This window comes from Bacillus sp. CH_70 (assembly GCF_038007045.1).
Lineage (GTDB): Bacteria > Bacillota > Bacilli > Bacillales > Bacillaceae_G > Bacillus_A > Bacillus_A cereus.
Map to the genome: position 1 here is coordinate 3665937 of NZ_JBBOWL010000001.1, position 21753 is coordinate 3687689.

Genomic DNA, 21753 nt, shown 5'->3' on the forward strand with positions numbered 1-21753 from the left:
GCCACCTTCTTTTTCATTTATTTCACAATACGTGCGTCTTCTAACGGCCAATATAACATATTGGCTTTACCAATTACTTGATCCTTTGAAATCGTACCGATTGAACGGCTATCTTTACTAAAACGACGATTATCACCTAAAACAAATAATTGATCTTTTGGAACAGTTTTCTTGCCTGTCATTTCTTCAAGATTAAAATCATATGTAAGCGGTCCGTCAGCAATTTGCTTTTTCTGCTTGTCTAAATACGGCTCCTCATAAGCCTTTCCGTTAACATACAGTTTATCATTACGATACTCTATTTCATCGCCTGGCAGGCCTATAATGCGCTTAATGTAATCTTTATCTTCTGTTGCTCGAAATACGATAATATCAAAGCGTTTTGGATCTCCAATGTGATAACCAATTTTATTCACAATCATTCGATCACGATCATGTAAAGTAGGTGCCATCGATACCCCGTCTACGAGAATTGGAGCAAAGAAAAACTGTCTAATAACACCAGCTAATACAACAGCAATCAAAATTGCTTTAATCCATTCCCAAAGTGAACTCTTCTCTTTTTTCATGCATTTCCCCTCCACGGTTATGTAAGCTGTTCGTATTATACCAAAATTTCATATAGATTGGAAAAAGGGAGCTTGTGCATTTACAAGCTCCCATACATGTCTTATCGAATTTCTTTAATACGTGCTTTTTTACCGCGAAGGTTACGTAAGTAGTATAACTTAGCACGACGTACTTTACCACGGCGAAGTACTTCGATTTTCGCGATTCTTGGCGTGTGAACTGGGAATGTACGCTCAACACCTACACCGTAAGAAATCTTACGAACTGTGAATGTTTCACTAATTCCGCCACCACGACGTTTAATTACAACACCTTCGAAAAGCTGAATTCTTTCACGAGTTCCCTCAACAACTTTTACGTGTACACGTAAAGTGTCACCAGGACGGAATGAAGGAAGGTCAGTTTTTAATTGGCCTTTTGTAATTTCTGCGATTAATTGTTGCATATTAAATTCTCTCCTTTAAACAGATGCTCTTATAAAGTCTTAATAAATTACAGCGGAACATCGTTAATACGGCTACTGATTTCAGTAGCACAAATGTTATAATAGCATATTACTAGGCCTGTTGCAATAGCAAATATATGAAGTTATTACTGCTCTCGCTTTATTTCCTCAAGCCATTTTTTCTCTTGTTTAGATAGATCTCTATCATCTAACAAATCAGGTCTACGCGTATACGTACGGCGCAAAGATTCCTTATGTCGCCATTCGTCAATATTTTTATGATTCCCTGACATTAATACATCCGGTACCTTCATACCACGAAAATCAGCCGGACGTGTATAATGAGGATGCTCTAATAAACCTGTACTAAACGAATCCTCCACTTGTGAAGCATGATTTCCTAGCACGCCTGGCAAGAGACGTACAACACTATCAGTAATAACCATAGAAGCTAATTCTCCGCCCGTTAATACATAATCACCAATAGAAATCTCATCCGTTACGAGATGCTCACGAATTCGTTCGTCATACCCTTCATAATGCCCACATACAAAGATCAAATGTTCTTCCTCTGCAAGCTCTTCCGCTTTCTTCTGCGTAAATCTTTCGCCCTGCGGACACATTAAGACAACTCTCGGCTTACGCTCTGTCTCTTTCGTCAAATCTTCTACAGCATCAAAAATAGGCTGAGGAGTAAGCACCATACCAGCTCCTCCGCCGTAAGGATAATCGTCTACGCTATTATGCTTACTTGTTGTATAATCACGAAAGTTAACAACACGAAGGTTTACCGCTTCTTTTTCTTGCGCCTTCTTTAATATAGAAGATCCAAATACACCGGTAAACATGTCTGGGAACAACGTTAAAATATCAATTTTCATTATAGCAACCCTTCCATTACATGAATGGTTACTAATTTATTTTCAATATTAACTTGAAGTACAACGTCATCAATATAAGGAATTAAAAGATCTTGACCCTTCGGACGTTTAATCACCCAAACATCATTTGCACCAGGAGAGAGAATTTCTTTGATTGTCCCTAGCGCTTCTCCTTCTTCCGTTACAACGCTGCAACCAATAATTTCGTGATAGTAGTATTCACCTTCAGCAAGTTCGCCTAACTGCTCTTCTGGTACTTTTATTAAAGAACCTTTAAACTTCTCTACTTCATCTACATTGTTATATCCTTCAAATGTTAATAAATCGAATGTCTTATGTTGGCGATGAGAAGTTACCTTCACCGGAAGGTAGTCTGTGTCTTTCTCATTCGATATGTATAGTGTGTTTCCTACTTTATATCGCTCTTCTGGAAAATCAGTACGAGAAATAACACGGATTTCTCCTCTTACGCCATGAGTATTTACAATTTTCCCTACGTTAAACCATTTTGTCATAAATAGTATGTCACCCCTGGTTTCTATATAAATTAAGCATCTCCATTTCATAGATGGAACATGCAATCTCTATTTAAATGTTAAAAAAGGGAGAGGAATAACTCCTCGCCCTTTTTACGTTTATTGAATTTCCAGTGTTACTTTTTCATCATTATGATGTCCCACTGAATACAAGAGCATCCGAATCGCTTTCGCAACTCTCCCTTGCTTTCCAATGACTTTTCCAACATCCTCAGGATGTACAGTTAATCGATACTTTATCTCTCCGTTGTAAAGTTCCTGTGTAACTTTTACATCTTCAGGATGATCGACAAGAGGCTTGACAATCGTCTCGACTAACTTCTTCATAGTCATTGCCTCAATTACTTACCTTGTTTAGATAAGTGGAATTTCTCCATGATACCTTGGTTAGAGAATAAGTTACGAACTGTATCAGATGGTTTAGCACCATTTCCTAACCATTTTAATGCTGCTTCTTCGTTGATCTTAACTTCAGCTGGTTGAGCAACTGGATTGTAAGTTCCGATTTCCTCAATGAAACGTCCGTCACGAGGAGAACGAGAATCTGCAACAACTACACGATAGAAAGGAGTTTTTTTAGCTCCCATACGTTTTAAACGAATTTTAACTGCCATTTATAAAGCACCTCCGAATTTATTTCACACAGATAATTATATTAGCAAAAAGACTATTGCTTTGTAAAGTATTTTTTCTTAACAGAGCCATCTTTTTTTCCTTACATGAATGGAAACTTCAATCCACCTAGTCCTTTTTTCTTGCCTTTTTGCATTCCAGTCATCGTCTTCATCATTTTTTTCATGTCATCGAATTGTTTGATTAGACGATTGATTTCTTGTACAGTTGTACCGCTACCTTTGGCAATGCGCTTTTTGCGACTAGCATTGATTATTTCCGGTTGTTCTCGTTCTAATTTAGTCATAGAACGAATAATTGCCTCAATATGCCCAATTTGTTTTTCATCAACTTGCGCATTTTTCAGCCCTTTAATTTTATTTGCACCAGGAAGCATTCCTAACAATTCATCAAGCGGCCCAAGTTGACGCACTTGTCCAAGTTGTTCTAGGAAATCGTCAAGCGTAAACGAAAGCGTACGCATTTTTTGCTCAAGTTCTTTTGCTTTCTCTTCATCAACTGTAGCTTGCGCTTTTTCAATCAATGTTAAGACATCGCCCATCCCTAAAATACGGGATGCCATACGCTCTGGATGGAACGCTTCAATTGCATCTAGTTTTTCACCCATACCAGCAAATTTAATCGGTGTGTTTGTTACAGCCTTAATAGATAATGCAGCACCACCGCGCGTATCACCATCTAATTTCGTTAATACAACACCTGTTAAACCTAACTGTTCATGGAAACTTTGTGCAACATTTACCGCGTCTTGTCCCGTCATCGCATCGACAACAAGGAAAATTTCATCCGGTTTCGCAACTTCTTTAACTTTCGCTAATTCATCCATTAGTTCTTCATCGATATGCAGGCGACCCGCTGTATCGATTAAAACATAATCATGATGATCTTCTTTTGCTTTTGCAATCGCTTGTTTCGCAATTTCAACAGGACTTACTTGATCTCCTAAAGAAAATACAGGCATGTCCAATTGCTTCCCTAATGTTTCAAGCTGTTTAATTGCTGCTGGACGGTAAATATCAGCTGCAACAAGCATCGGTTTACGATTATGCTTTTTACGAAGCAAATTCGCAAGCTTACCTGTCGTCGTTGTTTTACCCGCACCTTGCAGACCAACCATCATAATAACAGTCGGTGGCTTATTAGCAACAGCAATTTTGCTTTGCTCTCCGCCCATAAGTTCTGTAAGTTCTTCCTGTACAACTTTAATTACTTGTTGTCCAGGTGTCAAACTTTTCATTACATCTTGTCCGACAGCACGTTCAGACACACGCTTCACAAAATCTTTTACTACTTTAAAGTTAACATCTGCTTCTAAAAGAGCTAGACGAACTTCTCTCATCATTTCTTTCACATCGGCTTCAGAAACTTTTCCTTTGCCGCGGATTTTTTGCATTGTCTGTTGAAGTCGGTCGGCTAATCCTTCAAATGCCATATTGCCGCCCTCCTAATCTAATTTTTCGATAGCTTCAACAACTTGTTTCATTTCTTCATTCACATGCTCTTCTTCGCTGATTAGCTGTTTTAGCTTTGCAACAAGTCGCTGTCGCTCTTGAAACTTTTGAAGTAATACTAATTTTTCTTCATATTCTTCAAGCATCGCTTCAGTCCGTTTAATGTTATCATACACGGCTTGGCGACTTACATCAAATTCTTCCGCAATTTCACCAAGAGATAAATCATCTAGATAATAAAGCGACATATAACTTCTTTGTTTTTGCGTTAACAACGATTGATAAAAATCAAATAAATAGTTCATTCTCGTTGTTTTTTCGAGCATGTTGGATCATCCTTTGTTAAGTGATTTCCCTTTACATGAATTAGTTTACATGGAGTCCAAAAGAGTGTCAAGTTTTTTTCTTAACATCATATATTTTTATAGAAAAAGAAGCGGAAATACCGCTTCTTTCGCTTATACTTCTTCTGTTTCTACTAAGTTCGCAAATAAACCATACACATATTGTTCTGGATCAAACTGCTGCAAATCATCCATTTGCTCTCCTAATCCAACAAACTTCACCGGTACATCCATTTCGTTACGAATCGCTAATACAATACCACCTTTAGCAGTTCCATCTAACTTCGTTAAAACAATACCAGTTACATTCGTTGCCTCCCGGAATGTTTTCGCTTGGCTTAAACCGTTTTGTCCTGTTGTTGCATCAATAACAAGCAATACTTCATGAGGAGCACCTGGTACTTCACGCTCAATTACACGCTTCACCTTCTCTAACTCTTTCATTAAGTTTACTTTATTTTGCAAGCGTCCTGCTGTGTCACATAGTAATACATCTACCTTACGTGCTTTCGCAGCTTGTACAGCGTCATACATAACCGCCGCTGGATCAGATCCAGATCCTTGTTTAATCACTTCTACACCAACACGATCGCCCCATACTTCTAATTGTTCAATCGCCCCAGCACGGAATGTGTCTCCTGCTGCCAATAGGACTGACTTACCTTCTGATTTAAACTTATGCGCCAGTTTACCAATTGTTGTCGTTTTTCCTACACCGTTAACACCAACAAATAAAACAACCGTTAATTGGTCCTCTTGCATATTAATTTCGTTACTAAAATCGCTGTCACCTTTGTAAATTCCCACTAGTTTTTCTGAAATAACAGCTTGTACTTCTTTTGGATCTTGAATGTTACGACGTTGTACTTCTTCTTTCAATTGATCAATTAATTCCATTACCGTCGCAACGCCAACGTCTGCACCAATTAAGATTTCTTCTAACTCTTCGAAGAAATCTTCGTCCACTTTACGGTAACGATACACTAAATCATTCACTTTATCCGCAAATGAATTTCTAGTTTTTTCTAATCCGTGTTTAAATTTCTCTGTTACTGTATCCGTTTGTTTTGAAATTTTTTCTTTTAGTTTTTTAAAAAAACTCATACTTTCCCATCCTTCCTATTCACTTGCAATAAGTTCTTCTCCGGCATCTAAACGAACCGAAACAAGTTTAGATACCCCTGATTCTTGCATTGTTACACCGTACAACACATCAGACTCTTCCATTGTACCTTTTCTATGTGTAATTACAATAAACTGCGTCTCATCACTAAATTTCTTTAAATACTGTGCAAAACGAGCTACATTCGCTTCATCAAGGGCGGCCTCTACCTCATCTAGTACACAGAACGGTACTGGGCGCACTTTTAAAATACCAAATAAAAGCGCAATTGCCGTTAAAGCACGCTCTCCACCTGAAAGTAAACCTAAGTTCTGCAATTTCTTCCCTGGCGGTTGTGCTACAATATCAATACCCGTATTTAGTAAATCCTCTGGATTAGTCATTACTAAATCCGCTCTACCGCCTCCAAATAATTCAGAGAATACCGATTGAAATTCCATTCTAATGCCTTCAAACGTAGTAGAAAAGCGTTTTTTCATTTCTTCATCCATTTCGGTAATAAGCTGGTGCAATGTCGTTTTCGCTTCTTCTAGATCGTCTCTCTGCTCTAGTAAGAATGTATGACGCTCCGCTACACGTTCATATTCATCAATTGCCCCTAGGTTCACTGTACCTAACTCTTCTATGGATAATTTGATTAATTTTACTTTCTTACGCGCATCTTCTGCAGGCATTGTCATTGTATATTTTAGTTTCGCCGCTTCAAATGAAATCGTATATGTTTCACGTAAATGTTGTAATCTATTTTCCAACTCTACATCAAGTCGGTTTATTCTCACTTCTTGATCTTTCAACATTTCAAGAATATATTTATGTTTACCTGTCGTTTCTTTCAAATTGCGTTCTAAATGTTCTACTCTCTCTTGCAACGATACACGTTGTTCACGACGAGAGCGAATTAATTCTGAAGTTTGATTACGATCATACGCTTTCTTCTCAATCATATTCGTAATTTGCTCTTCACCACTTGAATTAGATGTCATTTCTTGTTTTAAGAATGCTAAATCCTCTTTCGTTTTTACAAGTGTCGTATCCGTTTCTTCTTTTTCCTTCGTCAATCGTTCAACTTTTTCTTTTTGATTAGATAAGCGTTGTTGCTTTTCAGCTGCCAGCACTTTTAATTCAGTCATTTCTTTTTGAACTTTTTCTTTCGAAGAATGTTGCTCACTTTTTTGTTTTGTTAAAGCTACAATTTTACTATCTAACTCAGTGATATCAGCTTGAAGATTCGCTAAAATCCCTTCTAACTCCTCTTTACGCCCTTGCATTTTTACTCGATCTTGTAAAAACCCTTCAATCTCTAAATCATAAATAGACAAGCGGTCATTAATACGATGTTCTTCTAATTCTAAACGATTAATCTCTTCTCTTAATTTCTGCTCTTCTACACGATCCACTTCTACAGTTTGCCTTAGTTCGCGTATTTTCACTTCTTTTTCTTGAATCTCTTGTTTTACTGCTTTAACAAAGTTTTCTAACTTCGTTGTTTTTTCTTCCATATCAGTTAACTTGCGAGTCCACTCTTCCAGTTCACGTTGGCGTCCTAATAAAGAAGATTTCGCTTGTTTTACCGCCCCACCAGTCATAGAACCGCCAGGATTCACTACGTCACCTTCAATTGTTACAATGCGATAACGGTATTGCAGTTGTTTCGCCAACTCATTTGCTCCGCGTAAATCTTTCGCAACAATAACAGTACCTAATAAATTTGAAACTACATTTTCATATTTATTGTTGTACTGCACAAGTTCTGCCGCCACACCTACAAACGATGGGTGTTGATTTACAATGCGTAATTGCTCAAATGATAACGATCTGCTTTTAATAACAGCTTGCGGTAAAAACGTTGCACGTCCATGTTTATTTTGCTTTAAAAATGCAATCGCATTACGAGCATGCTCCTCTGTTTGTACAACAATATGCTGCATCGCTGCACCTAGAGCGATTTCCATTGCAACTTCGTATTCTTTCGGAACCGTTAACAGTTCCGCAACAGCACCCTCGATACCTTGCAACCTATTTTCTCTAGCTTTCAATACTTCACGTACACCTTGATAGAAGCCAGAATAATCTTCTTGCATCTCTTCAAGCATTTCTTTTCGAGAACGTGCCTGTTGCACAAATTGGTATGCTTGGTATAGTTTTGTTTCATTTTCACTATACTGCGTCTTACATTTCCCAAGTGCCGCCTCTGTCTTCTGTATGTTTGAGAGAATGCCAGCTACTTTTTCTTTCGCTTGTTCGTAACTTTCTACAAGTTTCGTCTTTTTCGCTGTAATTTCCATACGCATTTCTACATATTTCGCATTCTCTTCATCTAGACGCTCGTTTTTAGACGTTTGCTGTTTAGATTGTTCTTCAATCATAGATAATTCATTGCGATGACTAGCTTGTTGATTTAAAAGTTCAATATAGTCACCTTTTAAATTCTCAATCTGTTCCTCTAAATTGTCAGCAAAAGTAGCAAGCAATTGCTCATTATCATGCAATTTTTGCTCCAACTCTTTTACTTCATTCACAAATTGCATTAAAGCTTCTGTACTTGACTCAATCTCACCATCGTAAATTTTAGCTTTCTCTGTTAATTCAACAATTAACTGCTCAAGTTGCGCACAATGCGTCGTAGCATTTTGCTTTCTCTCTTTTAACAACTCGCGCTGCCCTTCTAGTTTTTCTAGCTCTTTACTAGAAAGAAGAAGTACCTCTTGCAACGAGTCTACAGACTCATCTACCGCTTGTAATTGTCCTCGTAATTCCTCAAGTTCTTCTTCACTTTTTTGTAAATTCGTTGACATTTTAGCTTCTTCGTTTTTATTATGCCCAAACTGATTTCGAAGTGCTTCCCATTTCTCATGCAATTCTTCAATTTCATGGACAATAAGCGCAGCTTCTACTTTCTCTAATTCTTCTTTATTCTCAAGATAATCTTTCGCAATAGAAGCTTGTCTTTCTAAAGGTTCTACTTGACTACTTAATTCATGAATTATATCTTGTACACGATTTAAGTTTTCTTGTGTTTCTTCTAATTTTCCTTCAGCTTTCTTTTTGCGAAGTTTGTATTTTAGTACGCCTGCCGCTTCTTCAAATACACCTCGACGCTCTTCTGACTTACTACTTAAAATCTCTTCCACTTTCCCCTGGCTAATAATTGAAAAAGCTTCTCTTCCCATACCAGAGTCCATAAATAAATCAATAATATCTTTCAATCTACATGATTGTTTATTAATATAAAAATCACTTTCACCTGAACGAGATACACGACGTGTTACACACACCTCATTGTATTCAATTGGTAAACGTTGATCTTCATTATTTAAAGTTATTGTTACTTCAGCAACATTAACCGCTCTCCTCGTATCACTGCCTGCAAAAATAATATCCTCCATCTTTGCACCACGTAATGATTTTGCAGATTGTTCACCAAGTACCCAGCGAATTGCATCAGTAATATTACTTTTCCCACTTCCATTAGGTCCTACTACAGAAGTTACACCCGGGACAAAATCAACAGATACACGCTCAGCAAAAGACTTAAACCCTGCTATTTCTAATCTTTTTAAAAACACGAAAGGCCTTCCTCCTATTCTCCGTCGTTATAAATGTTCTCTATACAAAAACAAGCTATTATACGGATTTACCTTCTTTTTATTTACAAACAAAAAGAAAGTTTCATTCTATGCACAAGGAATCCCCCTCATTCAAAGGGGGATTCCTTATAGTTGTTCTTTTAATTTTTTCAATGCTTCTGCAGCAGCTTGTTGCTCTGCTTCTTTTTTCGACTTACCACTACCAAGACCTAAAGCTACGTTATTTAACGTAACACGTGACACAAATTCTCGATTGTGAGCTGGTCCTTTTTCTTGCAAAATTTGATACTCAACATTGCCACTACCATCACGCTGAATCAATTCTTGTAACTGACTCTTATAATCCATCACATGAGAAAAAGCACCCTCATTAATTTTCGGATATACAATTTCTTTTAAGAATTCCCAAACTGTTTCTAACCCTTGATCAAGATAAAGGGCACCAATAAACGCTTCAAAGACATCCGCTAATAAAGCTGGTCGTTCACGTCCACCTGTCATTTCTTCACCTTTTCCTAATAAAACAAGGCTACCAAATGACAATTCGTTCGCAAAACGAACAAGAGATGGCTCACATACAATAGCTGCACGTAGTTTTGTTAACTCTCCTTCGCTCATTGTCGGATATTTTTGAAACAGATACTGCGATACAGTAAGTTCCAATACTGCATCTCCAAGAAATTCAAGACGCTCATTATCTTCATGCGGTTTTTTTCGATGCTCATTCACATACGATGAATGCGTAAATGCTTGAATCAATAATTTTTCATCTGTAAACGTAATACCTATCTTTTCTTGAAACACTTTAAATGCTTCACGATATTTTGTTTCGTATTTTTTTTCTCTATATTTTCGGTACGGCATAGGTCCCTCCAGATATAAGCCAGAAAGCCCCGCTAAAAAACGGGACTTCACTTAAGCATTATAGATGACTCTCTATGTAAGTCACAGCATCGCCAACAGTAGCAATCTTTTCAGCATCTTCATCAGAAATTTCCATTTCGAATTCATCTTCTAATTGCATTACAAGTTCTACTACATCTAGGGAGTCTGCTCCTAAATCTTCCTTGAAGCTTGCAGCTGGTACTACCTCAGTCTCTTCTACTCCTAAACGATCAACGATGATTTTTGTTACGCGCTCTAAAACATCTGCCATTCCATTCACCTCCCCTCAAATATTATATTAAATATTGACCAAAAAAACTAGGTGAAATCGATTCTTTTATTACATTACCATACCGCCATCAACATTTAACGTTTGACCTGTAACATATTTGCTTTGATCAGAAGCAAAAAACGTTACAGCATTCGCGATATCTTGCGCTTCACCAAATTGAGCAGCTGGAATAACTTTTAACATTTCGGCTTTAATATTCTCATCTAGTACATCAGTCATATCAGTCGCAATAAAGCCTGGCGCAATTGCATTCACAGTAATATTTCGACTTGCTAACTCTTTTGCAGATGTTTTTGTTAATCCAATAACACCCGCTTTAGCAGCAACATAATTAGCTTGCCCTGGGTTTCCTATAACACCCACAACAGAAGCGATATTTATAATTCTACCGTGACGTTGACGCATCATATAACGAGATACTGCTTTTGTACATAAGAATACACCTTTTAAGTTTGTATTAATAACTGTATCCCATTCTTCTTCTTTCATACGCATTAATAAATTATCTTTTGTTACACCAGCATTATTTACAAGAATATCAACTTGTCCAAATGTATCTACTGTTTGTTTCACCATATTTGTAACATCTTCAGCATTTGCAACATCTGCTTTTACCGCAATTGCATCAGAACCTAATTTCTTAATTTCATCTACTACTTCATTTGCTTTTTGTTCATTACCTGCATAATTTACTACTACATTTGCCCCTTGTTTCGCTAAATCAATCGCAATCGCGCGACCAATTCCACGTGAAGCGCCAGTTACTAATGCTACCTTCCCTTTTAACATCAGTTTTCTCCTCTCAAATTTGAAATGGTATCTTTTAATGTCTCTTCATCATATATCGCATATGCTTTCACTGATGAATCAATTGACTTCATAAGTCCAGCAAGTACTTTTCCAGGTCCAATTTCAATAAATGTATCTACTCCCTGCTTCACCATACATTCAATAGACGGGTACCATAATACAGGCGAATAAAGCTGTTCGATTAACTTTTCTTGAATGTCGGCACCACGTGTAATAACATCCGCCGTAACATTTGCAATAACAGGAATATTCGTATCATGAATTGTAATTTCATTCAAAACACTTTGGAACTTCTCAGCTGCCGGCTTCATAAGTGAGGAATGGAATGGCCCACTTACTTTTAGTGGAATTGCTCTCTTTGCACCATTTTCTTTCGCTCTTTGAGAAGCAAGCTCTACGCCTTGCTTCGTTCCAGAAATTACAATTTGCTTCGTACTATTCATATTAGCGATTTGCACTGCATATCCTTCACTTGTTACTTCTTCTGTAACTTGTTTCAGCATATGTGGGTCAGCACCTAATATAGCTGCCATTGCACCTTCCCCGCCCGGAACAGCTTCTTCCATATATTCCCCGCGTTTCCTTACAGCATATACCGCATCTTCAAAAGTTAATGCACCAGCTGCTACAAGAGCGCTATATTCACCTAAACTATGACCAGCGACAAAGTCAGGTGTAATGTCATACTCTTTCAAAGCTGTCAAAATAGCAAAGCTTGTTGTTAATAATGCAGGCTGAGCATTTGTTGTTAATGTAAGCTTTTCCTGCGGTCCTTCAAAAATCACTTCTGAAAGTGAATCTTGTAACACCTCATCTGCTTTTGCAAACACTTTTGCAACCTCTTTATTATTCTCTGCTAATTGTTTACCCATTCCAACTGCCTGTGAACCTTGGCCCGGAAAAAGAAATGCTATTTTTCCCATTTCAAATCCTCCTCTTATTGGAGTGACTCTTTCTCCATTACGCTTGAAATTGTAGGAATTACTTCTTTCGCTACCATTTCTCTCGTTTGACGAATCGCACTAAATATCGACTGGTCATTAGAAGAACCGTGAGCCTTAATGACAGGTGCTTTCAATCCAAATAATGCAGCTCCCCCATACTCCGAATAATCCATTTTATCTTTTAATACCATAAGTTTTGGCTTTAATACCGCCGCTGCTAATTTGCTCGTAAACGAACTCATTAGTTGTTCTTTCAACATAGAGAATAGCGCAAGTGCTGTTCCTTCTAATGATTTCAACGCTACATTCCCTGTAAAACCATCACATACAACAACATCTGCTACACCTTGCAATAAATCTCTCGATTCAACGTTCCCAACAAAATTAATTGGCGCATCCTTAAGCATTGCAAATACTTGCTTTGAAAGCTCGTTTCCTTTTCCATCCTCTGTTCCAACGTTTAATAGTCCAACACGAGGATTTTCAATTCCTCTTACCTTCTCAGCATAAACAGATCCCATTACTGCATATTGATATAAATGAATTGGTTTTGCATCAACATTTGCTCCAACATCTAACATAACAAAACCTTTTCCATCTACAGTTGGCATTGTAGGCGATAAAGCTGGTCGCTCAATTCCTTCCATACGACCGACAACAAATAATCCAGCTGCCATTAAAGCTCCTGTACTACCTGCGGATATACAAGCGTCTGCTTCTCCATCCTTTACTTGCTGTGCCGCAAGTACCATTGAAGCTTGTTTTTTTCGACGAACCGCTCTTACTGGTTCCTCCGTCGATTCTATTTTTTCGTCTGTATGAAGAATAGTAATTCGTTCATCACTCGTTAAATATTGACGAATTTCCTCTTCTTTCCCTACTAACGTAATATGTAAATCAGAATATTCCTTAATAGCTTTCATTGCCCCTAATACTACAGCCTTTGGAGCGTGATCTCCGCCCATTGCATCTATTGCGATTTTCATAAGTTGTTACCTTCCTCACTATAATTACTAGATCGATACATTTCAAAAGTGCCTGTAAAAACAAGTTCTTCTCCAACGAAGCTACGCACTTTGACAACCGTCCGTCCCTTATCATTCTCTACATCTTCAACGCGCGCTTTTGCAACAACACGCTCTCCTAATTTTACAGGGCGAATGTATCGAATGGTAGACTTTGCAGTTAAAGCTAATTCTTCATCAATAACCGCAACAGCTAGTGAGTTTGCTTGCGCAAACAGATGATGCCCACGGGCAATTTGATTTCTTTTAAATACATGTTCTACCTTTACTTCAAAGATAGAGATTGCATGTCTATCTAATTCAATATCAATAATTTCTCCGACAACCTCTTCTAACGGTAAAGATTTCACATCTTCTTCATGTTGCTTTGTAGCTACATGTTTAATTCTCTCTCTTAATTCAGGAATAGACAATTCCATACGATCCAGTCGTACTGTTTGTATACTCACTTGAAATTTTTCCGCTAAATCTTCATCCGTAATAAAAGGATTTGATTCGATTGTTTGTTGTAATAATTCTTGTCTTTCTTTTTTACTTCTTCTTTTCTTCATACCGCACCATCCATTTTTATGACTAGGTACTAACAGTAGTATATAATCATTAAAAGTAGAATGCAACAAAAATTTTTGTTGACTCCCTTTAATCGAGCTTCTCTCCTTGGAACACACCTGTCCCATCAAGATACGTACGCAAGGCAGCGTACTGATCATTGTGCCAAAATGCTTCTGAATCTACTAGTATCGCCGCATCTTGCCTTGCTGTTTCTAACGCTCGATAATCGTGTACCATGTCAGCAACCTTAAATTCTGGTAAGCCACTTTGCTTACTCCCAAAGAAATCTCCAGGACCTCGTAATTCTAAATCTTTTTCTGACAATACAAATCCATCATTTGTTTCAGTCATTATGCGCATTCTTTCTTTTCCTGTTTCTGATTTAGGGTCTGCTATTAATAAACAATATGATTGTTCACTACCACGCCCGACACGCCCTCTAAGCTGATGAAGCTGCGATAAACCGAAACGTTCTGCATCATAAATAACCATCACAGTCGCATTCGGTACGTTCACACCCACCTCAACAACTGTTGTCGATACAAGAATTTGCACTTTATTTTCACTAAACTGGCCCATTATCTCTTCTTTTTCCTGAGACGATAATCTCCCATGCATCAATCCAACTTGGCATTTCCCTTGGTAATGATGCGTCAGCATACTATGTAAGTCGATAGCATTTTGCACATCAAGTTTCTCAGATTCTTCAATTAGAGGACAAATAACGTATGCCTGTCTTCCTTTTTTTATTTCCTTCTCAACAAAACCGAGGACGCGATCTAACATATCATGTTTTGCCCAGTATGTTTCAATCACCTTTCTACCTGCTGGCATCTCATCGATTATCGAAACATCCATCTCTCCAAATGCAGTAATTGCAAGCGTACGCGGAATTGGTGTCGCTGTCATAAATAATACATCTGGACTTTCACCTTTCTCCCGTAAAACTCGGCGCTGCGCTACACCAAATCGATGCTGTTCATCTGTAATAACGAGACCCAACCTATGAAATATAACTTCATCTTGAATTAAAGCGTGCGTTCCAACAAGAATATCTATTTCTCCTTGTTCTAACTTCGCTAAAATTTCTCGGCGTCTTGCACCTTTAACAGAACTTGTTAGCAGTTCCACCTTCATACCAAAATGCGAAAACGTTTCAGCAAGCGACTGATAATGTTGCTCAGCTAAAATTTCTGTAGGAACCATTAAAGCACCTTGATAATGAGCTAATTTCGATGCATAAAGGCCAATCGCAGCAACAACTGTTTTCCCAGAACCAACGTCACCTTGTAATAGTCGGTTCATCCGATAAGGAGATGTCATATCTTTTAAAATTTCATCTACAACTCGGCGCTGCGCACCAGTTAACGGGAACGGCAATGCATCGATAAATTCTTGTAATTCTACTGACAGAATCTCTTTCTTCGTCCCTTTTGAATTTTCCCTCTCCATTTTCCTCAGTGTTTGCATTTTCAGCTGAAATAAGAAAAATTCCTCATATACAAAACGGCGACGCGCTTGCTTTAAATCCTCCTGTCCTACCGGAAAATGCAAAGCCTTAAGTGCTTCATATCTTGGTAATAATTTATACCGGCCTAACAAACCATCCGGTAACACTTCGACTATAGAATCTCCATATTCCTTTAACGCTTGAGCAATAAAACGACGCATCTGTTTTACTGTAAGTTTCCCCTTTACTGAGTAAACAGGCTCCACTTCTTGTTGACGTACAACTGGCCCAAAATGAAGTTCTGATACAGCAATTGTTTGACGATGTTGATCCCATTTACCAGTAATCGTTACCGTTTCATCTAACGTTAATTTTTGCTTATAGTAAGGCCTATTAAAACATACCGCCGTAATTAAATAACGACCGACGAGAACACGAACTGTTAGACGCGATTTCTTCTTACCATAATATTGCAGCAAAGGAGCACTATGAACCTTCCCTTCAACCGTTACACGTTCATCATGCTTTACTTCAGCAAGATCTTTCATCGCATAATCTTCATAACGGTACGGAAAATGTTCTAATAGATGAGAAACTGTATAAATCCCCATCTCATGTAGTAACTCAGATGTTTCTCCTCCGATCCCCTTTACATCCGTAACAGGAACTTGTACAACATCATTCAAGATTCTCACACCCCGTCACATTATTTTCTTTATTGCATTTTATTTGAGTACCAATTAGCATCTGTAATCGCTCTCTTTCACCTTATATATTCTATCATAGGCATTCTAAGAGAAACTACTCAAATCCCTTATATAAAACAAGTAAAAAAGAGCCTCACTATTAGCAGCAAGGCTCTTTTCTCTCTTCAATATGCTAGCCTTTTGAATAAAAACTAGTAATAAACTTCATATTACTACTTCTTATCCATTAGCAAGTAAGTAATCCATTTATTTTCAAAACGAATCTTATCTTATTCTACAGAGAAGATGAAAGAATACACTGGTTGGTTTCCAGCATGCACTTCTACTTCTGCATCTTCAAATTTCTCTTCTACAAATTCAACTAACTCCGCTACTTCTTCGTCAGTTGCATCTTCACCTTGTAGAATCGTTACGATTTCAGAATCTTCATCAATAAGCGCTTCTAGTAATTGCTTCGCAGCTCCTACTTTTTCAGCATTTGTAGATACAATTTTTCCATCTGCAATACACATGAAGTCATCTTTTTGAATTGCTACACCATCAATTTCCGTATCACGTACAGCATACGTAATTTGACCTGTTTTCACATGAGATAAAGCTTCTTGCATGTTTTCTTCATTCTCTTCTAACGTTCCAACTGGGTTAAATGCTAACATTGCTGCCATACCTTGAGGAACTGTTTTCGAACGAACAACAATAACTTCTTGATCTACAACTGATGCCGCTTGTTCTGCTGCCATTACAATATTTCCGTTATTCGGTAAAATAATGATTTTTTCAGCATTTGCTTCTTCAATTGCCTTCACGATATCCTCCGTACTTGGATTCATCGTTTGACCACCTTCGATAACTTTCGTTGCGCCGATGCTCTCAAATAAAGTTTTAATACCAGACCCCATTGCCACAGTTACGATACCATATGGTTGTTTTTCTTTCGATTGAGCTGGTTGTTCAGGAACCATAGCAGGTTCATCTAATAAAGCAGTATGCTGTTCACGCATATTTTCTACTTTGATCTTAATTAAACTACCGTATTTTTGCCCGTAGTTCATAGCGTCTCCAGGATGTTCTGCGTGGATATGAACTTTTACAATTTCATCATCAGACACAACTAGTAGAGAATCACCATATACACTAATATCTTCACGGAATTTTTGTTCAGAGAAATTATGCTCTTTCACCTTTTCAGCCTCTAATTTCACCATGAACTCCGTACAATATCCATACTTAATATCTTCTGTACTCAATTGGCTTTGTACACTACGGTGATGTTCTGCGCGTACCATCTCATTCATAGATGTTTGCGTCGGTGCATCAGAAGAAATCGTTTCTCCTTTTAAGTCAGCTAAAAATCCTTCGTATACTACTACAAGACCTTTACCACCGCTATCTACAACGCCAACTTGTTTTAATACAGGTAATAAATCTGGCGTACGATTTAACGATGCGTTTGCTTCTTTCACAACGTCTTCCATAAACAAAACAAAGTCGCGCTGTTTTTTCGCAACTGTTACTGCATATTTACCCGTTTCTCTTGCAACCGTTAAAATCGTTCCTTCAATCGGTTTCATAACCGCTTTATAAGCCGCCTCTACTCCAGCTTCTAGTGCTGCAGCAAAATCAACTGTTGTTAATTCTTCTTTTTGTTCAATGGATTTAGAGAAACCACGGAACAACTGAGATAGAATAACTCCAGAGTTACCACGAGCTCCCATTAATAATCCTTTGGCTAAACTTACGCCGACTTTACCAGCATGCTGTGAAGGATTTGCTTTCACTTCACGCGCACCTGAAGTCATAGATAAGTTCATGTTTGTACCGGTATCGCCATCTGGAACTGGAAATACGTTTAATGCATCAACAAGCTGAACATTATTTGTTAAATTATTCGCTCCTTGCATGATCATTTGTGATAAACGTTTTCCATCAATTTTTTGAATTGACACAGATTTTCCTCCTTAATGCACATTACAAGTTTATTACTTTAACTCCTTGTACGTAGATGTTTACAGAATCTACTGCTAGTCCTACAGTTTGATCTAATGTATATTTCACTTTCGTCTGCACATTATGTGCCACTTCTGAAATTTTCGTACCATAGCTCACAATAATATACATATCAATATGTACTTCATCTTCATCTTTACGAACAATAACACCTCTAGTGAAGTTTTCTTTTCGTAAAATGTCTGTTAATCCATCTTTTAACTGATTTTTTGATGCCATACCTACGATACCGTAGCAATCTACCGCGGCACCTCCAGCAATTGTTGCAATTACATCTGTACTAATATCAATTTGACCGTACTTCGTTTTAATTTCAATTGACATCTCGTTTCCCCCTTCATAAATGGTGAAAGTGAGCTAGACTACTTTAGTTACTATCATATAATCTTTTTAAAGAAAATTCCATCGTTCTTTCTTTTCACTCTCATATTTTATGTTTTAAATTACACTTTTTTATGATGAGCAAAATAGTCCATTGTTATTATACAACATGTACCACTATAATATGTCAAGCAATTTTTATGGATTTTAACTTTTCTTCATTGACATATAGTGTCAAGTAAATTTTCTTGATTTCTTTTTTCTACGGTGTTGCATTCTCTTTTTAGTTGTGTTAAATTATAGTAGTGTTTTTAGCATCGCATAAAAGACTAACATTGAAAAATTACGTATGGTAAGGTATCAAGGGAGGGAAATATAAATGGCTCGTGTTTGTGCTATTACTGGAAGAAAAGCTCGTTCTGGTAACTCTCGTTCTCACGCAATGAACGCTACAAAACGTAAGTGGGGCGCTAACCTTCAAAAAGTTCGCGTACGCATCGACGGAAAAGTTCAACGTGTTTACGTTTCTGCTAGAGCATTAAAATCTGGCAAAATCGAACGTGTTTAATAATAAAAAAAAGAGCCGATAGGCTCTTTTTTTACTATAACAATGGAAAAAGCACCGGTGATAGGTGCTTTTTTTAATCTTTTTTGAAGGTATTTAACATTGCACGAACAATTCCACCAAGAAATTTAGGTAACTTAATTGTATAAAATCTCATGGTTTCCCTCCTAATCCCCATTACTCCACTTGGTCACTATATGATGTAAGGAGCAAAATTGTTTCTTCAATCAGTGCTTCTTATCAACATTAATATGCCAGAAGTAAATGAAAAAGTACCTTTTTCCTCAACGAGTTCGTTACTAATACAAAGTGTTGATCCCCACTCTATTGTTTTATTAGTAAGAGGGTACTTAAAACCAAACAATGTAATCCCTTCCACTATTTCAGTAACTGGTACAAAAGATACATAAGGAAAATTTTTATTTTCTTCAATTATATGTGTACCCACTTTTTTAACTGTTATTTCATTTTTATTGTCCACAATACACATTTCTATCTCTACTTCTAACCCTTTTAAAAGCATTTGTATATTTGCCAAACCGTGATCAAGTCTTCCACCGGTAGCACCAAAAATACGAATTAGTGCCGGCTTCTGTCCTAATGCCCAGTTGATTGCAATTTCTAAATCCGTTTGATCTTTTTCCCGCGGAACAATATGTAATTCGTTCGTTTGCTGTCCCATCCATACTAATTCTTCTTCAGTAACTGAATCGTAATCTCCAAACGCAACAGCCGGGGTAATCCCTTTCTTTAATAGACGGTATACTCCCCTATCAACCGCAGCCCACACTACTTCCTCATTCTCATATCGAGCAAAATCTGCGCAATATTCCGAAGGTCCTCCTGCCAAAATATGAATAATCATTTTTTCTTCCCCTTCCATTGTAAAAAGGCAATCTGCCATTCGGTAGATTGCCTTTTTACATATTTTTACCCTATCCTATGAATACCTTACTAGGATAAAAGTTCATCACTACCCACGAATTACGCGAATTGCTTCACCGCGGTCTTTTTGATTGTATACTGCTGATCCAGCTACAAGTACATTTGCTCCTGCTTCCACACAAAGTCTTGCTGTTTCAGCATTTACACCACCATCAACTTCAATTTCTACTTCTAGATTGCGCTCTTTCACCATGTCTGCAACTTGTTTAATTTTCGGTAATACAGAATGGATAAACTTCTGTCCACCAAATCCAGGGTTTACTGTCATAAGTAATACCATATCTATATCTTCTAATACATGCTCAATCACTGAAACTGGCGTATGTGGATTTAATACAACGCCCGCTTTAATACCGTGAGATTTAATTAACTGAATTGTACGATGCAGATGCGGACACGCCTCTACGTGAACAGTAATAATATCCGCTCCCGCTTGTGCGAAAGTCGGGATATAGTTATCAGGATTTTCAATCATTAAATGTACATCTAATGGTAATGATGTAATTGGACGGATAGCTTCTACAATTAATGGTCCAATCGTAATATTTGGTACGAAATGTCCATCCATTACGTCAACGTGAATGTAATCCGCTCCGCCCTTTTCTACATCTTTAATCTCTTCCCCTAATTTTGAAAAATCTGCTGATAAAATCGATGGTGCAATTTTAATCATAACTAATACCTCGGCTTTCTCTCTCTAATTTCTTCTACGAATTGTTTATAGTTCTTATAGCGATATTCTGTAATCTTCCCTTCTTCAACCGCAGCTTTCACAGCACATTTCGGTTCAGAAAGATGTGTACACCCTCTAAATTTACAGTATTGGCTCGCTTCTTTCAACTCTGGAAAACAATATGTAAGATCTTCTACTTCTATATCAATGAAATCTAGTGAACTAAAACCCGGTGTATCTGCTACTAGTCCACTCCCAATTGCAATTAATTCTACGTGTCTTGTCGTATGCTTCCCGCGTCCTAAATGGGAGGAAATATCATTTGTTTTCAGCTCTAATTCTGGACGTAGCACATTAAGCATTGAAGATTTCCCAACACCAGATTGACCCGCAACGACAGAAACACAATTTTCTAAGTATGGTTTTAATATATCAATACTTTCTGACGTATTAATAGAAGTAAATAAAACATCATAACCCATCTCACGATAATCATTCGCATAAGCTTCAACAGTTGCTTTCATCTTTTCATCTACTAAATCCATCTTGCTAATACAAATAATTGGCTTAATGTTATGATATTCAATCAGCACTAAAAATCGATCTAACAGTCCAGGATTAAAATCTGGTTCTACTGCAGAGAACACAAGGATCGCTTGATCGACATTAGCAATAGGAGGTCTAACAAGTTCATTTTTTCGATCAAACACTTCAAGCACATAACCTTCAGTTGGATTATCTGCCTGAAAAACAACTTGGTCTCCTACAAGTGGTGTAATTTTATTTTTTCTAAATACACCTCGCCCACGACATTGCGTAACCCCTTCTTCATGCTGCACGTAATAAAACCCACTTAAAGCTTTTATAATTTTTCCTTCTGGCATAGAATTCTCCTTTTTTTGTATAAGGTGATGCTGAATTTAAAAATGAATGGATTTAAATTTTCCAAATAACGATTTCAAAACCTACCATATATACTTTCGCTAATATACATTAAATTTCCCATT

At 37.4% G+C, this 21753-nt stretch carries 24 protein-coding genes; 1 reads left to right on the forward strand and 23 read right to left on the reverse strand.

Annotation, left to right across the window (positions count from 1 at the left end; genetic code table 11):
• Positions 1-17: 17 nt before the first annotated feature.
• The 19 genes from lepB to N2V79_RS18520 all read right to left on the reverse strand — a co-directional run bounded on the left by lepB (position 18) and on the right by N2V79_RS18520 (position 18566).
• Positions 18-569, reverse strand: coding sequence for a signal peptidase I (gene lepB / locus N2V79_RS18430; protein ID WP_000711852.1), 552 nt, complete (start codon positions 567-569; stop codon positions 18-20).
• A 101-nt stretch (positions 570-670) separates the two neighbouring features.
• On the reverse strand, positions 671-1015 hold the full coding sequence (rplS, locus tag N2V79_RS18435) for a 50S ribosomal protein L19 (RefSeq protein ID WP_001186516.1): 345 nt from the start codon (positions 1013-1015) through the stop codon (positions 671-673).
• A gap of 146 nt (positions 1016-1161) precedes the next feature.
• A complete protein-coding gene (trmD, locus tag N2V79_RS18440) occupies positions 1162-1896 on the reverse strand; it encodes a tRNA (guanosine(37)-N1)-methyltransferase TrmD (RefSeq protein WP_000686899.1) in 735 nt (244 codons plus the stop codon).
• Positions 1896-2411, reverse strand: coding sequence for a ribosome maturation factor RimM (gene rimM, locus N2V79_RS18445; RefSeq protein WP_000170272.1), 516 nt, complete (start codon positions 2409-2411; stop codon positions 1896-1898). Before rimM ends, trmD begins: the two co-directional genes overlap by 1 nt.
• 120 nt (positions 2412-2531) lie before the next feature.
• Positions 2532-2759 (reverse strand): KH domain-containing protein, encoded by a 228-nt coding sequence (locus N2V79_RS18450; protein WP_000737399.1) that lies wholly within the window; start codon positions 2757-2759, stop codon positions 2532-2534.
• 14 nt (positions 2760-2773) lie between these two features.
• A complete protein-coding gene (gene rpsP / locus N2V79_RS18455) occupies positions 2774-3046 on the reverse strand; it encodes a 30S ribosomal protein S16 (RefSeq protein WP_000268750.1) in 273 nt (90 codons plus the stop codon).
• Between the two features lie 101 nt (positions 3047-3147).
• Positions 3148-4497 (reverse strand): signal recognition particle protein, encoded by a 1350-nt coding sequence (ffh, locus tag N2V79_RS18460; protein ID WP_000863460.1) that lies wholly within the window; start codon positions 4495-4497, stop codon positions 3148-3150.
• A 12-nt stretch (positions 4498-4509) separates the two neighbouring features.
• On the reverse strand, positions 4510-4842 hold the full coding sequence (locus tag N2V79_RS18465) for a putative DNA-binding protein (RefSeq protein ID WP_000891062.1): 333 nt from the start codon (positions 4840-4842) through the stop codon (positions 4510-4512).
• A 132-nt stretch (positions 4843-4974) separates the two neighbouring features.
• Positions 4975-5964: a signal recognition particle-docking protein FtsY gene (ftsY, locus tag N2V79_RS18470; protein ID WP_000007642.1), complete on the reverse strand. Its 990-nt coding sequence runs from the start codon at positions 5962-5964 to the stop codon at positions 4975-4977.
• A gap of 15 nt (positions 5965-5979) precedes the next feature.
• The gene (smc, locus tag N2V79_RS18475; protein ID WP_075717457.1) at positions 5980-9549 is read right to left on the reverse strand and encodes a chromosome segregation protein SMC; all 3570 of its coding nucleotides are present in this window, start codon (positions 9547-9549) and stop codon (positions 5980-5982) included.
• 147 nt (positions 9550-9696) lie between these two features.
• The gene (gene rncS, locus N2V79_RS18480) at positions 9697-10434 is read right to left on the reverse strand and encodes a ribonuclease III (protein ID WP_001146875.1); all 738 of its coding nucleotides are present in this window, start codon (positions 10432-10434) and stop codon (positions 9697-9699) included.
• 58 nt (positions 10435-10492) lie between these two features.
• Positions 10493-10726, reverse strand: coding sequence for an acyl carrier protein (gene acpP / locus N2V79_RS18485; RefSeq protein ID WP_000786062.1), 234 nt, complete (start codon positions 10724-10726; stop codon positions 10493-10495).
• A 69-nt stretch (positions 10727-10795) separates the two neighbouring features.
• Positions 10796-11536, reverse strand: a complete 741-nt coding sequence (fabG, locus tag N2V79_RS18490) for a 3-oxoacyl-[acyl-carrier-protein] reductase (protein ID WP_088024028.1) — start codon at positions 11534-11536, stop codon at positions 10796-10798.
• Complete coding sequence (gene fabD / locus N2V79_RS18495) at positions 11536-12480, reverse strand: ACP S-malonyltransferase (protein WP_000515902.1); 945 nt, start codon at positions 12478-12480, stop codon at positions 11536-11538. The genes fabG and fabD overlap by 1 nt, the downstream gene beginning before the upstream one ends.
• Positions 12481-12494: 14 nt before the next feature.
• A complete protein-coding gene (plsX, locus tag N2V79_RS18500; protein ID WP_000684100.1) occupies positions 12495-13487 on the reverse strand; it encodes a phosphate acyltransferase PlsX in 993 nt (330 codons plus the stop codon).
• Positions 13484-14077 carry a transcription factor FapR gene (gene fapR, locus N2V79_RS18505; RefSeq protein ID WP_000747349.1) on the reverse strand — a complete coding sequence of 198 codons (594 nt, stop codon included), beginning with the start codon at positions 14075-14077 and terminating at the stop codon, positions 13484-13486. Before fapR ends, plsX begins: the two co-directional genes overlap by 4 nt.
• Before the next feature lie 88 nt (positions 14078-14165).
• On the reverse strand, positions 14166-16214 hold the full coding sequence (recG, locus tag N2V79_RS18510; RefSeq protein WP_088024031.1) for an ATP-dependent DNA helicase RecG: 2049 nt from the start codon (positions 16212-16214) through the stop codon (positions 14166-14168).
• Positions 16215-16504: 290 nt separating this feature from the next.
• Positions 16505-18181 (reverse strand): DAK2 domain-containing protein, encoded by a 1677-nt coding sequence (locus N2V79_RS18515; protein WP_000027131.1) that lies wholly within the window; start codon positions 18179-18181, stop codon positions 16505-16507.
• Positions 18182-18203: 22 nt separating this feature from the next.
• Complete coding sequence (locus N2V79_RS18520) at positions 18204-18566, reverse strand: Asp23/Gls24 family envelope stress response protein (RefSeq protein ID WP_000021109.1); 363 nt, start codon at positions 18564-18566, stop codon at positions 18204-18206.
• 376 nt (positions 18567-18942) lie between these two features.
• On the opposite strand from N2V79_RS18520, the gene rpmB reads away from it, so the two are divergent.
• A complete protein-coding gene (gene rpmB, locus N2V79_RS18525; protein ID WP_000124776.1) occupies positions 18943-19131 on the forward strand; it encodes a 50S ribosomal protein L28 in 189 nt (62 codons plus the stop codon).
• Positions 19132-19204: 73 nt separating this feature from the next.
• Here rpmB and spoVM read toward each other — a convergent pair whose 3' ends face one another.
• The 4 genes from spoVM to rsgA form a co-directional block, all read right to left on the reverse strand.
• Positions 19205-19285 (reverse strand): stage V sporulation protein SpoVM, encoded by an 81-nt coding sequence (gene spoVM / locus N2V79_RS18530; RefSeq protein WP_001213599.1) that lies wholly within the window; start codon positions 19283-19285, stop codon positions 19205-19207.
• Positions 19286-19351: 66 nt separating this feature from the next.
• Complete coding sequence (locus N2V79_RS18535; protein ID WP_000752665.1) at positions 19352-20032, reverse strand: thiamine diphosphokinase; 681 nt, start codon at positions 20030-20032, stop codon at positions 19352-19354.
• Positions 20033-20101: 69 nt separating this feature from the next.
• On the reverse strand, positions 20102-20746 hold the full coding sequence (gene rpe / locus N2V79_RS18540; protein WP_000589974.1) for a ribulose-phosphate 3-epimerase: 645 nt from the start codon (positions 20744-20746) through the stop codon (positions 20102-20104).
• 2 nt (positions 20747-20748) lie between these two features.
• Complete coding sequence (gene rsgA / locus N2V79_RS18545; protein WP_001113932.1) at positions 20749-21630, reverse strand: ribosome small subunit-dependent GTPase A; 882 nt, start codon at positions 21628-21630, stop codon at positions 20749-20751.
• Positions 21631-21753: the final 123 nt, after the last annotated feature.

Bases quoted from the DNA above. Each gene is read 5' to 3' on its own strand.
- N2V79_RS18450 (WP_000737399.1), bottom strand. From the start codon at position 2,759: ATGAAGAAGTTAGTCGAGACGATTGTCAAGCCTCTTGTCGATCATCCT.
- fabD (WP_000515902.1), bottom strand. From the start codon at position 12,480: ATGGGAAAAATAGCATTTCTTTTTCCGGGCCAAGGTTCACAGGCAGTT.
- fapR (WP_000747349.1), bottom strand. From the start codon at position 14,077: ATGAAGAAAAGAAGAAGTAAAAAAGAAAGACAAGAATTATTACAACAA.
- lepB (WP_000711852.1), bottom strand. From the start codon at position 569: ATGAAAAAAGAGAAGAGTTCACTTTGGGAATGGATTAAAGCAATTTTG.
- rncS (WP_001146875.1), bottom strand. From the start codon at position 10,434: ATGCCGTACCGAAAATATAGAGAAAAAAAATACGAAACAAAATATCGT.
- rsgA (WP_001113932.1), bottom strand. From the start codon at position 21,630: ATGCCAGAAGGAAAAATTATAAAAGCTTTAAGTGGGTTTTATTACGTG.
- rpe (WP_000589974.1), bottom strand. From the start codon at position 20,746: ATGATTAAAATTGCACCATCGATTTTATCAGCAGATTTTTCAAAATTA.
- fabG (WP_088024028.1), bottom strand. From the start codon at position 11,536: ATGTTAAAAGGGAAGGTAGCATTAGTAACTGGCGCTTCACGTGGAATT.
- trmD (WP_000686899.1), bottom strand. From the start codon at position 1,896: ATGAAAATTGATATTTTAACGTTGTTCCCAGACATGTTTACCGGTGTA.
- ffh (WP_000863460.1), bottom strand. From the start codon at position 4,497: ATGGCATTTGAAGGATTAGCCGACCGACTTCAACAGACAATGCAAAAA.
- N2V79_RS18520 (WP_000021109.1), bottom strand. From the start codon at position 18,566: ATGTCAATTGAAATTAAAACGAAGTACGGTCAAATTGATATTAGTACA.
- rpmB (WP_000124776.1), top strand. From the start codon at position 18,943: ATGGCTCGTGTTTGTGCTATTACTGGAAGAAAAGCTCGTTCTGGTAAC.
- plsX (WP_000684100.1), bottom strand. From the start codon at position 13,487: ATGAAAATCGCAATAGATGCAATGGGCGGAGATCACGCTCCAAAGGCT.
- ftsY (WP_000007642.1), bottom strand. From the start codon at position 5,964: ATGAGTTTTTTTAAAAAACTAAAAGAAAAAATTTCAAAACAAACGGAT.
- rpsP (WP_000268750.1), bottom strand. From the start codon at position 3,046: ATGGCAGTTAAAATTCGTTTAAAACGTATGGGAGCTAAAAAAACTCCT.
- rimM (WP_000170272.1), bottom strand. From the start codon at position 2,411: ATGACAAAATGGTTTAACGTAGGGAAAATTGTAAATACTCATGGCGTA.
- acpP (WP_000786062.1), bottom strand. From the start codon at position 10,726: ATGGCAGATGTTTTAGAGCGCGTAACAAAAATCATCGTTGATCGTTTA.
- spoVM (WP_001213599.1), bottom strand. From the start codon at position 19,285: ATGAGATTTTATACAATTAAGTTACCTAAATTTCTTGGTGGAATTGTT.
- rplS (WP_001186516.1), bottom strand. From the start codon at position 1,015: ATGCAACAATTAATCGCAGAAATTACAAAAGGCCAATTAAAAACTGAC.
- N2V79_RS18465 (WP_000891062.1), bottom strand. From the start codon at position 4,842: ATGCTCGAAAAAACAACGAGAATGAACTATTTATTTGATTTTTATCAA.
- N2V79_RS18535 (WP_000752665.1), bottom strand. From the start codon at position 20,032: ATGGCAGATTGCCTTTTTACAATGGAAGGGGAAGAAAAAATGATTATT.